General features: G+C 46.6%; 14 protein-coding genes. 9 read left to right on the top strand and 5 right to left on the bottom strand.

Annotated features, from left to right (window positions below; all coding sequences use genetic code 11):
- Positions 1 to 130: 130 nt before the first annotated feature.
- Genes ACN0W5_RS13840 through ACN0W5_RS13830 form a run of 3 tightly spaced genes read right to left on the bottom strand, consistent with a single transcriptional unit; the run spans position 131 to position 1,562 of the window.
- Positions 131 to 604 (bottom strand): hypothetical protein, encoded by a 474-nt coding sequence (locus ACN0W5_RS13840; RefSeq protein WP_417454682.1) that lies wholly within the window; start codon positions 602 to 604, stop codon positions 131 to 133.
- Positions 605 to 612: 8 nt separating this feature from the next.
- Entirely contained in the window at positions 613 to 1,074 is a 462-nt protein-coding gene (locus ACN0W5_RS13835) for a hypothetical protein (protein WP_417454681.1), read from the bottom strand.
- 2 nt (positions 1,075 to 1,076) lie between these two features.
- The gene (locus tag ACN0W5_RS13830) at positions 1,077 to 1,562 is read right to left on the bottom strand and encodes a hypothetical protein (RefSeq protein WP_417454680.1); all 486 of its coding nucleotides are present in this window, start codon (positions 1,560 to 1,562) and stop codon (positions 1,077 to 1,079) included.
- Positions 1,563 to 1,871: 309 nt separating this feature from the next.
- Between ACN0W5_RS13830 and ACN0W5_RS13825 the strand changes: the two genes are divergently transcribed.
- The 3 genes from ACN0W5_RS13825 (at position 1,872) to hsdR (ending at position 7,043) form a co-directional block, all read left to right on the top strand.
- Positions 1,872 to 3,323 (top strand): N-6 DNA methylase, encoded by a 1,452-nt coding sequence (locus ACN0W5_RS13825; RefSeq protein ID WP_417454679.1) that lies wholly within the window; start codon positions 1,872 to 1,874, stop codon positions 3,321 to 3,323.
- Positions 3,323 to 4,579 carry a restriction endonuclease subunit S gene (locus ACN0W5_RS13820; protein WP_417454678.1) on the top strand — a complete coding sequence of 419 codons (1,257 nt, stop codon included), beginning with the start codon at positions 3,323 to 3,325 and terminating at the stop codon, positions 4,577 to 4,579. Before ACN0W5_RS13825 ends, ACN0W5_RS13820 begins: the two co-directional genes overlap by 1 nt.
- Positions 4,580 to 4,703: 124 nt before the next feature.
- Positions 4,704 to 7,043, top strand: a complete 2,340-nt coding sequence (hsdR, locus tag ACN0W5_RS13815) for an EcoAI/FtnUII family type I restriction enzme subunit R (protein ID WP_417454677.1) — start codon at positions 4,704 to 4,706, stop codon at positions 7,041 to 7,043.
- A 131-nt stretch (positions 7,044 to 7,174) separates the two neighbouring features.
- Here the strand turns inward: hsdR and ACN0W5_RS13810 are convergent, their stop codons facing one another.
- Positions 7,175 to 8,197 (bottom strand): LacI family DNA-binding transcriptional regulator, encoded by a 1,023-nt coding sequence (locus tag ACN0W5_RS13810; protein WP_417454676.1) that lies wholly within the window; start codon positions 8,195 to 8,197, stop codon positions 7,175 to 7,177.
- Between the two features lie 362 nt (positions 8,198 to 8,559).
- Here ACN0W5_RS13810 and ACN0W5_RS13805 point away from each other — a divergent pair, with 362 nt between their 5' ends.
- The 6 genes from ACN0W5_RS13805 to ACN0W5_RS13780 all read left to right on the top strand — a co-directional run bounded on the left by ACN0W5_RS13805 (position 8,560) and on the right by ACN0W5_RS13780 (position 15,033).
- Positions 8,560 to 9,579 (top strand): TRAP transporter substrate-binding protein, encoded by a 1,020-nt coding sequence (locus ACN0W5_RS13805; protein ID WP_417454675.1) that lies wholly within the window; start codon positions 8,560 to 8,562, stop codon positions 9,577 to 9,579.
- A 123-nt stretch (positions 9,580 to 9,702) separates the two neighbouring features.
- Positions 9,703 to 10,284 carry a TRAP transporter small permease subunit gene (locus tag ACN0W5_RS13800; protein ID WP_417454674.1) on the top strand — a complete coding sequence of 194 codons (582 nt, stop codon included), beginning with the start codon at positions 9,703 to 9,705 and terminating at the stop codon, positions 10,282 to 10,284.
- Positions 10,285 to 10,300: 16 nt separating this feature from the next.
- Positions 10,301 to 11,608, top strand: a complete 1,308-nt coding sequence (locus tag ACN0W5_RS13795) for a TRAP transporter large permease (protein ID WP_417454673.1) — start codon at positions 10,301 to 10,303, stop codon at positions 11,606 to 11,608.
- Positions 11,609 to 11,619: 11 nt separating this feature from the next.
- Positions 11,620 to 13,428 carry an IlvD/Edd family dehydratase gene (locus ACN0W5_RS13790; RefSeq protein ID WP_417454672.1) on the top strand — a complete coding sequence of 603 codons (1,809 nt, stop codon included), beginning with the start codon at positions 11,620 to 11,622 and terminating at the stop codon, positions 13,426 to 13,428.
- A gap of 70 nt (positions 13,429 to 13,498) precedes the next feature.
- Complete coding sequence (locus tag ACN0W5_RS13785) at positions 13,499 to 14,386, top strand: sugar kinase (protein ID WP_417454671.1); 888 nt, start codon at positions 13,499 to 13,501, stop codon at positions 14,384 to 14,386.
- A 14-nt stretch (positions 14,387 to 14,400) separates the two neighbouring features.
- The gene (locus ACN0W5_RS13780) at positions 14,401 to 15,033 is read left to right on the top strand and encodes a 2-dehydro-3-deoxy-6-phosphogalactonate aldolase (RefSeq protein ID WP_417454670.1); all 633 of its coding nucleotides are present in this window, start codon (positions 14,401 to 14,403) and stop codon (positions 15,031 to 15,033) included.
- A 276-nt stretch (positions 15,034 to 15,309) separates the two neighbouring features.
- On the opposite strand, the gene ACN0W5_RS13775 is transcribed toward ACN0W5_RS13780, so the two are convergent.
- Positions 15,310 to 15,798, bottom strand: a complete 489-nt coding sequence (locus tag ACN0W5_RS13775) for an AAA family ATPase (protein ID WP_417454669.1) — start codon at positions 15,796 to 15,798, stop codon at positions 15,310 to 15,312.
- Between the last annotated feature and the right edge of the window lie 535 nt (positions 15,799 to 16,333).

The following is a 16,333-nucleotide window of genomic DNA, read 5'->3' as shown; positions in this document are numbered from 1 at the left end:
CCTATTTTGGGAGGTTGTTTTATTGGGACTGTTTTGTGACGGTTTACTGAACCCGGTTTGATTGGGTGCATAGAAAAGAGGCCTTGTCATTCTCTTAACGAGATCAGACAAGGCCTCTTTTTTGTGGGAGTTATTCTGGCAAACTGTTTGGGGCATATCCAAAATTCAGATGACGAGATGAATGGAAGCTGAAACACCAGTTTTGTTCAAGACTAACGGCGTAGAGGCAAATTGGAACCCCTATGAAATCCCAAAGAGCAGTTGGAAGGAACGAGGTGTCCATTCGGTAATTTTCCATCAGAAAATAATCACCGTAAAGAATGACTGGGCCTCTCAGATTGTACTTTTCTATTATTCGGACAGTAAAATCCCGACTTTCTTCCATGCGGGTTGGAATTTTGACCATATAATGCTCTGAATTGGGAACGATCTCCCAATGAATTTCCTCTACTCTTCTGGGGAAACCCATGTGATCAAAATGATGATCTATTGAAAGCTGATCCTTTTCATCAACAATCTTTATGGCCTCAGTTTTGAGGTAGGAATCTATCTCTTTGTGGAGCCTTTTTGCGATAAACTCGTCATTGGAAATTATTTTAGTCACTTTGCTTTTTATTCCAATATTGTTCTGGGGGCATATCCGAAGTTCAAATGGCGAAAGGAATTAAAACTGAAACACCATTTTTGTTCAGCATTTACGGCATAAAGGTACAGAGGAATTTGCATGAAATCCCAAAGAAGAAGAGGAAATAAAGAGATATCCATACGGTAATCGTATTCTAAAATATGATCACCAGCGATGAATACAGAACCTTTCAGATCATTTTCTTTGATCATCCGCGTCGTAAAATCATGACTTTCTTCTGGTTTATATGGAATTTGAACAAGACAATGTGATGAGTTTGGCACCTTTTCCCAATCTATGTACTCTACTTTCCAAGGAAAATCTTTGTAAATGAACGTGTCGTCATCAATAGTAGAGGGGTTTTTAACAACCTCAATTTCACCTGATTTGAGATACTCTTCATACTTTTTGTGAAGCTCTTGTTCTTGGTGATCCATTTGAAAGGTCATTGTCATCTTCTGTGAGGAAATTGGTTTGAGGGGGATTTATCTGGCACATAGCCAAAGTTAAGGTGACGAAACATATTGTAGGTAAAACACCATTTTTTATCAGCACTCACAGCATAGAGACAAAGTGGTATCGGCATGAAATCCCAAAGGACAGATGGTAGCAGTGAAATATCCATCCGATAGTCATTCTGCATTAAAAGATCACCATAAAGTACAACAGGTCCGGACAGGTTATATTTTTGGATCATCTGTTCTGTAAATTTGCGACTTTCTTCCGGTCTGTAATCTATTTGTACCTGATAATATTCTGAATTAGGGACGGCCTGCCAGTGGATGAATGGACCCTTTTTAGGGAATTTTTTAAAAATGAAGTTGCTCTCATCAATGGGATCATTGTTATCTTCTATAACTTCAATAGCGCCCGAGCGGATATAACTTTCTAAAGTTTTCTGAAGCTCTTTGTCTGAATAATCCATATCCGAATTCATAGTGAAAACCCTGTTTGTTATTTCGTGAAGTCAGGTGCGGAATCCTAACTGAAATAGGCGCGGTGAAACAGATCGTTACATTTCGTTATGCGTGATCCCGTGTGAATTTTTACAACCTTATTGATGTGGTTGCAAAATATGATTACAGTTCTTGAACTGTTTGGGGGAATAAGTCTTTGGGGTTCAATCTCTTTACGATATAAGTGACCCAAATTGGGTACAACACCATTCGGTTTCTACGAGCCGAGGCAGTGTTGTGTTCCATATACCCTTGAAACAAAAATATTCTTGAAGTCTGGTAAAAATTACATGTTCGAACAACGCTTTAAAAACATTGACGATATCCTGCGTAAAGAAGCGGGTTGCGCCTCGGAACTGGACTATACGGAACAGACGTCGTGGCTGTTGTTTTTAAAGTATCTGGATGCGTTGGAAGTTGACCGCGCGATGCAGGCCGAACTCAAGGGCGAAGATTATACCCGCATTATCGACCATAAACACAGCTGGGGCGTCTGGGCCGCACCCAAAAAGGCCGACGGCAGCATTGATCTGGACACTGCCCTGACGGGGGACGACTTGATCGACTATGTGGATGGCGATCTTTTTCCCTATCTCAAGGGCTTTAAACAGCGCACCACAGATGCGGATACCATCGAATATAAAATTGGTGAGATCTTTGGCGAGATCAAAAACCGCTTTCAAAGCGGGTACAGTCTGCGCGATGTGGTCGAGGAAATGGATGGCCTGTCCTTTAACAGCCAGACGCAAAAGCACGAACTATCGCATCTCTACGAAGCCAAGATCAAAAATATGGGCAACGCCGGGCGTAACGGCGGTGAATACTATACCCCGCGTCCGTTGATCCGCGCGATGATACAGGTGGTTGATCCCAAAATTGGCGACCGTATTTACGACGGCGCAGTGGGGTCGGCGGGTTTTTTGTGCGAAGCCTTTGATTACCTGCGGGAAAAGGCAACCACCACGGCGGCGCTTGAAACCCTGCAAAAACATACCTTTTACGGCAAGGAAAAGAAAAGCCTCGCCTATGTGATCGCAATCATGAATATGATCCTGCACGGCATCGAAGCCCCGAACATTGTTCACACCAATACCCTTGGTGAGAACATTATGGACCTACAGGAAAAAGACCGCTATCACGTTATCCTCGCCAACCCGCCCTTTGGTGGCAAGGAACGCAAGGAAGTCCAGCAGAACTTCCCGATTAAATCCAGCGAGACGGCCTTTCTATTCCTGCAACACTTTATCAAATCCCTCAAGGCAGGCGGGCGCGGTGCAATCGTGATCAAAAACACCTTCCTGAGTAATAGCGACAATGCCTCAATCGCGCTGCGCAAGGAGCTGCTGGAAAGCTGTAACCTACACACTGTCCTCGATATGCCCTCGGGCACCTTTATCGGCGCGGGGGTGAAAACCGTGGTGCTGTTCTTTGAAAAGGGCAAGGCCACCAAAAACACATGGTTCTACCAACTCGACCCCGGTCGCAACATGGGCAAGACCAACCCGCTCAACGACACCGATATGGCAGAGTTTGTCACCCTGCAAAAGACATCAGCCGAAAGCGAAAAATCCTGGACCATCGCCCGCGCGGATCTGGACGAAGTCACCTTTGACCTGTCCGTGAAAAACCCCAACACCCCCGAAGAAGCGCCTTTGCGCGAGCCAAGCGAGATTATGGCTGAGATCGCGGCGCTGGATGCTGAAAGCGCAAAGGTCCTCGCCAACATCCGGGGGATGTTGTGATGGTTTGGAATAGTGTAAAACTTTCTGAGCTAATTAGTATTTCGCATGGATTTGCTTTTAAAGGCGTTGATTTTAATACAGACGAAGATACAACGAAGCCTATTGTACTTACCCCGGGAAACTACTGTGAAGATGGGGCTTTAGAGTTTACTGCAAAAAACACGAAGCGCTTTAAAGGTAAGCTACCAAACGATTACTTATTCAACATTAGCGACCTTACCGTTGTAATGACTGATTTATCATCAAAAATGAAAATCCTCGGTAAACCGGCTTTTATTGAACGAGATAATATTCTGCACAATCAGCGTATCGGGCGAATAAAGTTTTTAAATTCAAATGTTCTTCCTCGATACGTTTATTTCTTTTTAAGAACTAAAGAAGCTTCAGAGCGGATAAAAAAAACTGCAACAGGAACAATGGTTCGACACACTGCGCCAAAAAGAATTTTAGAATTAAATTTACAGCTTCCTCGCCTAGAAGAGCAAAAGCGCATTGTGGCGATATTGGATGAGGCCTTTGCGGGGATTGATAAGGCGATAGATAACACCGAGAAAAACCTCGCCAACGCCAAAGAACTCTTCGAAAGCTATCTCAACAACATCTTCACGCAAAAAGGCGAAGGCTGGGTGGAAACTAGCTTAGACCATCTTTGTTCTATTAAACATGGATTTGCCTTCAAGAGCGAATATTTCGTTCAGCAAAGCGATTACATTGTTTTAACACCCGGATCTTTTTACGAACGAGGTGGCTTTAGAGATCAGGGTATAAAGACCAAGTATTACAAAGGGGAAATCCCTGATGGTTATATCCTTCGGAAAGACAATTTTTTAATAGCTATGACTGAACAGGCTGTTGGTCTTCTTGGAAGTTCCTTGATTGTTCCAGCCGACAACAAATATCTTCATAATCAGAGACTTGGGCTGGTTGAAGTTTTAGATGGGGTTAACTGGGATAATGGCTTCTTTTTACATCAATTTAGCACTAAGAAATTCAGGGCGTTAGTTCAGGAGACTGCTACTGGACTCAAGGTGCGACACACATCCCCAACCAAGCTTGGGAATGTTTTGGTGTCTTACCCTAAAACACTTGAAGAACAAAAGATGATCGCCAGAAAATTAAATAGTATTTTGGATGAGAGTTTGAAATTAGAAGTTGTTTACAATCAAAAACTAACAGCCCTTAAAGAACTCAAACAATCCCTGTTGCAAAAGGCTTTTGCGGGGGAGTTGACCACTGATATGCGGGATGTTGCCTGATGTTTCTTAACTGGGTTTTGATCCTGTGTACGATTTTTGGACGTTATTTTTTTTAATATTGTTAAATATCAGTGTATTAGCTTTTTAACTTTTCTTGACTGATAGCCCCCTTGAAGGAATATAGATGAGCAGAAACGAAGCCCAAACCAGATTAGACCTGATTGATCCCGCGCTGTTGGCGGCGGGGTGGTCGGTGGTTGAGGGCAGTCGTATTTCTGTGGAACATACCATCACACAGGGGCGTTTGGTCGGCGGTGGGCGACGGGCGCAGCCTTTGGCGGCGGATTATGTGCTGATCTATCGCAACAAGAAACTGGCGGTGATCGAGGCCAAGGCAGAGAAGTATCCGGTATCCGAAGGGCGGCCACAGGCGATTGAATATGCGGAACGCCTTCAGGTTCGTTTTGCCTATAGTACCAATGGCAAGGGCCTTTATGAGATTGATACCAAGACGGGTAAAGAGGTCGAACTGTCGTCTATGGGGGCGGTGCCATCGCCGGAAACTCTGTGGAACCGAATATATCACGTCGAAAATTACTGGCGTGACCGCTTTGCCGAGGTGGCTTTTGAAGATCGCGGTGGGACGTGGCAGCCAAGGTACTATCAGGATAATGCCATTGAACGTACCCTTGATGCCATTGCGTCGGGTAAGGACCGTATCTTGCTCACCCTTGCCACGGGCACAGGCAAAACGGCCATTGCCTTTCAATTGGCGTGGAAGCTGTTTCAAAGCCGCTGGAACCTGACGCGCGAGCCAACGCGCCGTCCGCGTATCCTCTTTCTGGCGGACCGGAACATTTTGGCAGATCAGGCTTTTAATTCCTTTTCTGCTTTTGCCGAAGATGCGCTGGTGCGCATTGCGCCGGATGAAGTACGGAAAAAGGGGCGGGTGCCCAAGAACGCTAATATCTTTTTTACCATCTTCCAGACCTTTATGAGCGGGCCAGATGGTACGCCCTATTTCGGTGATTACCCCGAAGACTTCTTTGATTTTATTATCATTGACGAATGTCACAGGGGCGGCGCGAAAGATGAAAGTGCGTGGCAGGATATTCTGAAATATTTCGAACCCGCTGTGCAGCTTGGTCTAACCGCGACGCCCAAGCGTAAGGGCAATGTGGATACCTATTCCTATTTCGGGCGGCCCGTTTATGAATACTCGCTCAAAGAAGGCATCAACGACGGCTTCCTGACCCCGTTTCGGGTGCGCCAGATTACGACCACCATGGACGATTATGTCTTTACCCCCGGTGATACGATTTTAGAGGGCGCGGATATCATCGAAGAAGGCAAGCGTTACCGGGAACAGGATTTCAACAAATCCGGCGGTATTGTGATCAAAGAACGTGAGGCCAAGCGGGTTGAGATTTTTATGGACGAGGCCAATCAGCAGGAAAAGGCCATCGTTTTCTGCAAAGGGCAACCCCACGCTGCGTTGATCCGTGATTTGATCAATCAGGTCAAAGAAAGTTCGGACCTGCATTATTGTGAACGTGTCGGGGCCGATGATGGCGCGCGCGGCGAAGCTTTCCTGCGCACATTTCAGGATAACGAAAAAACCGTCCCCACAGTGCTGACCACCAGCACCAAGCTATCCACCGGGGTCGATGCGCGTAATGTACGCAATGTTGTGCTGATGCGTCCGGTACAGTCGATGATCGAATTTAAACAGATCGTCGGGCGGGGCACGCGACTGTTCGATGACAAAGATTATTTTACGATCTACGACTTTTGTAAAAACTATGAAATGTTCGAAGATCCCGAATGGGACGGCGAACCCCTTGATCCCGCAGATGCGCCTGTGCGGACGCCAAAGCCGGATGAAGATGGTGAACCCACAGGGATGGAGGATGAACCCGGTGACTATGATCCGGGGGTACCGGAAGAAAAACAAACCATTGTCATTAAACTGGCGGACGGGTCGGCCCGCCGCATACAGCACATGGCCGCGACCAGCTTTTGGGGGCCAGATGGCAAGCCCATTTCATCGGCACAGTTTGTGAACAAGCTGTTTGGAGAGCTACCGGAACTCTTTCGCGACGAAGACGAACTGCGTATGCTTTGGGGCAAGCCCGATACCCGCAAAGCCCTGATACAGGGACTGGAAGAACGCGGGTACGGCGAAGCGGTTTTGAGCGAAGTTGCCAAGCTGATCGACGCGCAAAAAAGCGACCTTTTTGATGTGCTTGCTTACATTGCCTTTGCCATGGACCCGATCACCAGAACCGAGCGCGTGGATACCCACAAAGACACGATCCTGCGGGATTACGATGACAAGCTACAGGCATTTCTGGAATTCGTCCTCGGCCAATACGAAGAACAGGGCGTTCAGGAACTGGATCAGGCTAAACTGCCAAGCCTGTTGGAGCTGAAATACAATTCAACCGGTGACGCCGCAGTTGAATTGGGCGGCATCCCCCGCATCCGCGACGCCTTCGTCGGCTTTCAACAGCATTTGTATTAAGCGAGTTTGCGGGATATTTTTGGGGATTTGGAAAAAGCAAACCCTCGGCTCATACGTCCGAGGGTGATAATGCTTTAGCTCATGAAAAGGCCATGGATGTTAATCCAGAGGAGGCGGCTAGAAACCCTGAATTATCGTCGGGATGTGCTGTCCCGTTGGATCAATTCAAAGCCGGTATCGATTTGTTTTTGATCTGTCTCGTCGCCATTTAGCCTTTGCAGGATTTTATCAACGGCCAAGGTGCCTATTTTATAACGGTCTGTTCTGATGCTGGTTAGGGATGGATAAGCAGCCTGCATCATTTCAAGGTCGTTAAAGCCGATAATACCCATTTGTTCTGGTACTGATATTCCCTGGGCCTGGCATTCGAAAAGTGCCCCCAGAGCAATATCATCATTGGCACAAATAACGGCGTCAGTATCTGGGGCACAGTCAATAAGTTGCCGTATTAGTTCTCGCCCTATATTGACCGATGAGGCTTTGTTGGTAAGGACCACGCGCTTTGGCTCAAAGATTTCAAGCGAGTTGAGCTTTGCGCGATAGGCTTCAAGGCGGCGTTCCATCCGGGGATCTAGACGGGCAGCCAGATAACCTATCTTGCAAAAGCCTTGGTCCAAAAGGTGTTCGACCATGGTTTCACTTGCCGCGATATGGGACAGGCCAACACTCATATCAATGGGGTCAGGGCCAATTTCATATATTTGAACGACGGGAATATTCGCTTCTTTTAAAAGATTGATCGAATTGTCTGATTGATCGATGCCAACGACAATAAGCGCCGCGGGATTTTGGGCGAGAAAGAGCGAAAGCAAATGGTTTTCTTCTTGAGCATCATACCGCGTGTTTCCGATCAAAACCTGATAGGGGGTATTCTGGGTACTGTCGTGAATGGCACGCAGCGTATCGGCGAAGATGATGTTACTGAGCGAAGGAATAAGAACACCGATGACATCGGCTCTGCCCGAGGCAAGGGCACGGGCTTTGGGATCGGGGATATATTGCAGTTCTTTTATCGATTTTTCGATCCGGATACGCAGCTTTTCAGATACTTTTGACGGATCGCGCATCATGCGAGATACGGTGATGGCGCCAACCCCCGCATGTTCGGCAACATCGGTAATCGTTGCGCGTCCTGATCCTTTACGTTTCCCCAATTCTTACTGTTCCTCAGTCTTTCCAATCTTGATTAATCAGGTCTTTTAATACCTGCCGAGACCTTCTACAAGCGCCTTTCTTCTGCATCTCAAGGACAGGGAAAAGTACCTATAGCGGTCCGAATTTCCGAAAGGTTTTATCACAGAATACGGTTACTCTCATTTCATTGTTTGACAATATGGTAGCGCTACCATATTGTCAAACCGCATTGTGGTAGCGCTACCAAAAAAGGGAAATTGGCGACTGGCGCTATCGCATCAATAAATAAATTACAAACAACAGGTTAAGGCGTTCTTACGTAAGAAAGTGCGCCATCCTGTTTTGAGAATGAGATGTATTTCACACTGGGAGATGAACAAAAATGTTGAAAAAACTCACCACGGGCCTTGTTATGGGGCTCTCTGCGGCTTTGATGTCAACAGCATCCATCGCGGCGGATTATAACTTTAAGTTCCAATCAAGTGATCCTGCGGGTAATCCTAACTTTATTTTGAAACAGGAATGGGCGCAACGCGTTGATGAGATGACTGGCGGTCGTCTCAAAATCGAGATGCTTCCTGTAAACTCGGTTGTGCAACACTCTGAAACACAGGATGCGGTCGCCGGTGGTATTCTGGACGGACACATTACTGACACCAGTTATTTTGCGGGTAAAGATCCTGCCTTTGGTTTGATTGCAAATCCTGTTGGCGCATGGTCTTCTCCTTCTGAAATGCTGCGTTTTATCAACTATGGCGGTGGTTCAGAGTTGATGAACGAAATTCTAGAGCCATATGGCCTGCATTTTATTGGCGCAACCACACCGGGGCTTGAAGCCTTTATTTCCGCAAAGCCACTCGACGGTGTTGCCGATCTTAAAGGTCTTAAGATGCGTGCGCCCGAAGGTATGGTACAGGAAGTTTTTGCTGCTGCTGGTGCTACGCCGGTGAATTTGCCCGGCTCTGAAGTGTTTACTTCGCTGGATAAAAAAGTAATCGAAGCTGCTGATTACACTGTGTTTTCAACCAACCATGCACAGGGCATGCACGACATTGCTAAACATCCTGTGTTTCCTGGCTTCCATTCTATGCCGATGATTGAAGTTTCTATGAACAAGACAAAGTGGGATGCACTTCCTGCTGATCTCAAGAAAATTCTAGAAATTTCAGTGCGTGATTTTGCGATAGATATGACATCCAAATTGGCAATGAAAGATTTGAAGGCTGTTGCAGAAGCCAGCAAAGATCCAGAATTGACAATTCACAACTGGTCGGGCGAAGAGAGAGCAAAATTCCGTAAAATTGCGAAAGATCAATGGGCAAAAGTGGCATCCCGTTCTGAAAATGCGCAAAAGGTTTATGATGTTCTTCTTGGGTACCTCACAAGTCAGGGCCTAATCTGATAAGAGGTTTACAGTACGACGGGAGAACCGCGCCTAATGTAATTGGTTGGCCTGAAATATTTTTTATGGCCAGATTACTCAGGTTAGGTTTTCCCTTCGTATTGTCGTGACCAGGAGTAAGTTATGACTGATCAAAAAAATGACCTGCCTCTGGATCAGCTAGAGGCGCTTGAAAAAGAAACAGTACCGTTGGAATCTGGACGCTTTGGAAGCCTGATAAATAAACTGGGTTCCGTTTTTGCCTTTGGTTTTGTTTTAAGTATGGCGATATTGATTTACGAAATTGTTTTGCGTCATGTTTTTGATGCCCCGACGCTTTGGGCACACGAGACGACAACATTTCTCTGTGCTGTCGGATTTATTTTTGGTGGCCTGTTTTCGGCCTCTCACAACAAGCATATCCGCGTCGTGATTATTTATGATTACGTAGGCCCCAGGGTGAAACGCTGTTTGGATGTTGGTATATATATTACCTGTGCCATTTCGACGGCCTTTTTTTCCTATGCCGCTTGGTTGTTGGTCAAACGCGCTATTTTTACCCCAGGTGGTGAATTGCGATTTGAAACCAGTGGCAGTGCCTGGAACCCACCAATCCCGGCCTTGTTGAAAATGTTTCTTCTTGCCGTGCTGGTTGTGATGACCGTGCAATTCATCGTTTATGCGTTTTCTCATATCCGTAATAAACCATCCCCAAAAGACGCCTGATACCGGAACTAAATTGATGATTGATCTTTCTTTGCTCGGCGTTGAATACGGGACGCTGGTCATGTTTGTTATGCTGTTGGTCCTATTGATGACCGGCATGCCACTTGCCTTTGTTACACTCCTTGTTGCGCTGGTGTTTGCACTGGGGTGGTTTGGCCCCATGGCCGTTCCCCTGATCACCAGCCGGGTCTATTCTTTTGTGTCCTCTTTTGTTTTTGTCTCGGTGCCCATGTTTGTTCTGATGGCCGCGCTGTTGGATCGATCCGGGATTGCACGGGATCTGTTTGATGCCATGAAGCTTGTCGGGGGCCGCGTAAGAGGATCGGTTGCCATTCAGACGATATTTGTTGCCGTTGTGCTTGCCGCTATGAGTGGGATTATCGGTGGAGAAATTATCCTGCTTGGTCTGTTGGCTCTGCCGCAGATGCTTCGTCAGGGGTATGATCGAAATCTGGCCATTGGTGTCGTTTGCGCCGGGGGATCTCTTGGCACAATGGTGCCGCCCTCTATTGTGCTCATTATTTACGGATTAACAGCCAGCGTTTCCATTGGTGATCTCTTTACCTCGGCTTTTATTCCCGGATTGATGTTGGCAAGTTTCTATGTTGCTTATGTTTTAATCCGCTGCTATCTCAACCCAAATCTGGCGCCAGCGCCCGAAGTTGAGCCTATTCCCCTGAAAGAGAAACTAAAATTGCTGAAGGGGATTATTCTACCAATCATGGTGGTGATCTTTGTTCTTGGGTCGATCTATGGGGGGATTGCTTCTGTCACAGAAGCTTCGGCTGTTGGCGTCGCAGGGGTCTTGCTCTCTGTCATTATCCGTGGCGAATTCACCTTTGCCATGTTCAAGGGGGCAGCGGTTCAAACGCTGTCGACCTGTGGGATGATTGTCTGGATCGGTATCGGCGCAAGTGCATTGGTCGGGGTCTTTAATCTTATGGGCGGGATTAATTTTGTCTCGGGGTTAATTACAGGAATTTCCGACAACGGTATCGTCATTATCCTGTTTATGATGCTGATCCTCTTTGTACTGGGCATGTTCCTTGATTGGGTTGGAATCGCACTTTTAACCATGCCGATCTTCGTACCGATTGTGATTTCACTCGGATATGATCCCGTATGGTTTGGTGTTCTCTTCGCCATGAATATGCAGGTTAGTTTTCTCTCGCCTCCTTTTGGGCCTGCGGCCTTTTATCTTAAGTCAGTGGCACCGCCTGACATTAGTCTAGGTGTTATTTTCCGATCACTACTCCCCTTTATTTGTATACAGATTGTCGCCGTGGGCTTGCTTATCGCATTCCCTGGCTTGACCGGCCGCTAAGGAAGTGACTTATGTCAAATAAACTGACCTCGAAGAAAAAACCACAACTACGATCCCGGGCTTGGTTTGATAATCCTGATCATCCCGATATGACCGCGCTCTATCTTGAACGCTATTTGAACTATGGCTTGACCCGCGAAGAGCTTCAATCCGGAAAGCCTATTATCGGTATTGCACAAACCGGGTCAGATCTTTCACCTTGTAACCGCCCCCATATTGAACTGGCCAAGCGCGTACGTGATGGTATTCGTGACGCCGGGGGAATTGCACTGGAATTTCCCGTTCATCCGATACAAGAAACAGGTAAACGACCTACGGCTTCACTGGACCGTAACCTTGCTTATCTGGGACTGGTCGAGGTGCTTTACGGTTATCCCTTGGACGGTGTTGTGCTTACCGTCGGATGCGACAAGACCACACCAGCCTGTATGATGGCAGCGGCTACGGTTGATATTCCAGCGATTGTGTTAAGCGGTGGACCAATGCTCAATGGCTATTCAGGCGGGCGTCTTTGCGGGTCTGGCACGGCGATTTGGGAAGCGCGAGAGCTGCATGCAAAGGGAGAGATCAACTACGAAGATTTCATGAAACGCGCCGCAGATTCCGCGCCCTCTGCCGGCTATTGCAACACAATGGGGACAGCATCGACCATGAACTCGCTTTCAGAAGCGTTGGGTATGCAGCTTCCGGGTGGGGGGTCTATTCCAGCACCTTATCGTGAACGTGGGCAGATATCCTATGAAACCGGCCGCCGTATTGTCGAGTTGGTGAACAAGGACATTAAGCCTTCGGATATTCTGACAAGAGAGGCATTTGAAAATGCCATCGTCGTGAACTCTGCACTTGGTGGATCAACGAATGCGCCGATCCACATAACAGCGATTGCGCGTCATATCGGGGTTGAACTCGATATTGAAGACTGGGAAAAACATGGTCTGGATGTGCCTTTGCTCGTCAATCTTCAACCAGCGGGACAATATCTTGCCGAAGATTTTCATAGGGCAGGCGGCGTTGCAGCCGTGGTTTCGGAACTCATATCCAAAGGCTTGATCCACGAAGATTGCCCAACTGTATCTGGCGCGAGTATCGGCGAAAATTATAGGGGTAAAAAATCAGAAAATCCGGATGTAATTCGTACCTTTGATACTGCTCTGGTGCTTGCTGCTGGTTTTAAAGTAATTAGCGGCAATCTGTTTGATTCTGCAATTATGAAACTTAGCGTTTTATCCGATGAATTTCGCGATCGCTATCTTAACAACCCTGACGATCCCAATGCTTTCGAAGGGGACGCTGTCGTCTTTGATGGCCCCGAACACTATCGTGAGGTAATTGATGATCCCGCAATGAACATTACCGAAAATTCCATTCTTTTTATCAGGGGGGCTGGTCCCATCGGTTACCCCGGGGCTGCCGAGGTCGTCAACATGCGGGTGCCGGATTACCTTCTTAAAAAGGGTGTAACGTCGCTGGCTTGTATCGGTGATGGAAGGCAGTCGGGAACATCGGGGTCACCATCCATACTCAACGCCTCGCCCGAAGCCGCCGTCGGCGGTGGGCTTGCGCTGTTAAAAAATGGTGATCGGGTTCGAATTGACCTTAAAAAGGGGCAGGCCAATATTCTTATTACAGATGCTGAACTTAAAGCGCGTCAAGTAGAACTGGCAGAGGCGGGAGGATATCAAATTCCCGAACACCAAACCCCGTGGCAGGAAATTCAGCGTGGTATTATCGATCAGCTTTCTGAAGGAATGGTGTTAAAGCCGGCGGTTAAGTATCAGCGCATCGCGGCGAGCAAGGGACTGCCTAGGGACAGTCATTAGGTAATGGGTACAACCTTAACCGCTGCTACAATCTTAAACTTTGCTGTAATAAGAGAATATACAAACCGTTATGACTAAAATACTTTCCATTGGCGAGGTGATGTTAGAGATGTCGGATGTCGGCGATGGCCTGTTTAAAAAGAGCTTTGCCGGCGATACTTTTAATGTGGCGCATTATATAAATGTGACCAGTCACGGACGGATCAGGGCCGATTATCTAACGGCGTTGGGACGCGATGCGATCAGCAGTGAATGCATCGATTTTCTAGAAAAACAGGGTGTTTCAACCCGTCGGGTACAATGTGTTGATGGGCGTACGATCGGTCTATTTATTCTTGGGAATGATGCTACGGGTGAAAAGCAATACGGCTATTGGCGTGGACAGTCTGCTGCGCGTCATCTTTTTGATGAACCCCAAGATCTATCCGATTTTGATCTGGTTTATTTTTCGGGGATTACCGCGGCGATTACTGAAAACAGAAACAATCTGATTTTATCTGTTGCCGAAGCTAAAAACAAAGGGGCAAGGATTGTCTTTGATTTTAACTATCGTGCCCAGCTGTGGTCGAAAGAAGAAGCCTGTGAGTTTGCCAGAAAAATCCTGCCGCTAATTGATATCGTCAAGATTTCAGATGAAGAACTTGCAAGTCTGTATGGTTTGCAAAATGTAGAGAGCTTATCATCTGAATACGCTGCGGCCGAGTGGGTTTTGACCTGCGGTGGCAAAAAGGCTGAGCTTTGGCAGAACGGCCAGAAGATAGTTTCTAAAAGCTTTACAGCTGTATCAAATGTCGTGGATAGCTCTGCAGCTGGCGATGCTTTTATTGGTACCTATTTGGCATCCAGATCAGAGGGAGCTTCTTTTGCCGAGGCGCTTGACCGGGCACATGAAACAGCCGCGCAGGTTGTCTGTGCCAAGGGATCTATTGTCGAGATTGATCTCTCTAAACTTAATTAATTCAGGACATAGTTATGATGAATGAACTGCACGACCGAATTAAACAGATGCCGCTTGTTGCTATTCTGCGAGGTATTCAACCACACGAGGCTGACGCAGTATCTGATGCCCTTGTTAATAATGGTATGCCTTTTATGGAGGTTACGCTCAATAGCCCGGATTGGGATGAAACCATACAAAGGATTAAGGCCAAACACGGGGATGATATTATTCTTGGGGCAGGGACTGTCCTGACGGTTGAAGATGTCGAGCGCGTGAAAGATGTTGGTGGTCAGGTAATAATCTCTCCCAATATGGATAAAGATGTGATTACGCGCACAAAGGAACTCGGTTTGCTGTCGATTCCGGGCTGCTTTACGCCGACAGAGTGTTTTACTGCCTTAAAGGCGGGTGCTGATATATTAAAGATTTTCCCCGCAGATACCCTCGGCATTCCTTTTATAAAAGCAATCTCTGCTGTCTTGCCCTCTGGCACGCGGATCTGTCCCACAGGGGGAATAGGTGCGGAAAACATGCATCAGTTTATTGCGGCGGGTGTTTATGCCATGGGCATGGGCTCATCACTTTATAAGCCCGGTGTTGATGCTGTGAATGTTGGTAAAGAGGCGGCTAAACTGGTCCAGGCTTATCGGGATGCCAGTCAATAAGCGAGGCGCTGATAGATGGTCACGACGCAATCGACCCTGACTATTCCCAGCTATTCCCCGACTATTCTGGTATAGAGAAAATCGACCAACGCGAATGTTGTCTGTGATCAGTGCGTTAATCAGTCTAAAAATCTTGAAATGGGGAAAGTCTCAAAATAGGAAACAGCTTGATCTTTGGTTATCTGAAAAACAAAGATGCGCTCATTTCCCCTTAGGCTGCTTATGGTGATTAACGATCAAGCTATTACATACGTCAGAGATTAAGTCCGCCAGCCATCAGACATGGAGAATAATGTTAAGCCCTTCATCCTTTTGGGGCGGTACGAAGTAACTGGTGATCACCTCAAACTCTTCGTCGCTGGGGGCAAACTCGTGGGAACCGGATGCGTTGCGCGTGTGCAGGCGTTCTTTGCACAGGTCATTGCTGACGTCCAGATAGTGCAGCTTGTTTTTCACCTTGGCGCGGGTCGCAATGCCCAGCATCCACGCCCGAATGTCCGGTGTGTTGGCGGGGAAATCGAGCACGACGGATACCCCGGCTTGAAGCAATTGTTGTAGGTGGTCTTCCATAATGCTGCGCAGACGGTTCGAACAACGCACGTAATCGGGAATACTATTAATTTCTTCGGGATAAAGCCGGGACAGCCACGTATCTTCATTTATCAAAATAACCTTGGGATCAATCGACAGGTTGCGCGCCAGTGTTGATTTCCCTGCGGCGATTTTTCCACAGACAAGATGAAGCGTTGGGGAGAGGTCTGTCATGGTTATCGTAATCCCGGATTTTTGGTGTTTTTGTTACAAAGCTGCGTCTGGTTAGTCGCAAGTTTGTTTAAGGGTACGACCCGGCGGGGTAAATGACAATACAATCCTGTTTAATGCTTCCTCTAATATATTGATTATTATGATGAATATTTCAAGTTAGAGGATGGTGTCTGATTGTCCATCTTGGTAAATGGGCCCAGAAAAAAAACTCTAATTCGTAAAAACACCTTAATTACTGTAATTTAGGAGGCCTTGATTTCTGAAAAACAACCATCGATATTTGCCCAACAAATTATATCTGTCTACGTAGTAGAATAAATGACTGATTTTTTTGTCGTTCGTTGCGAAGTTGTATGTTATCTGTCTGAAATAAAATAATATTTTTAGAGTAATAAAAATTAACTAATTATATTTATACTGTATTTTATGCACTAACAAGTTGTACTCGCGATAACTTGAAACTTTGATGTAGGTTTTGTAACTGGAATCTTGAAGCGATAACTTTGTAATAGGCCTTAAAACGCCCGTTAAATTA

Origin of the sequence: Kiloniella sp. (assembly GCF_048270245.1) — a bacterium.
Classification (GTDB): Bacteria; Pseudomonadota; Alphaproteobacteria; order Kiloniellales; family Kiloniellaceae; genus Kiloniella.
The sequence above is the reverse complement of the archived record's forward strand: the minus strand, read 5'-3'. Positions and strand labels throughout refer to the sequence as shown.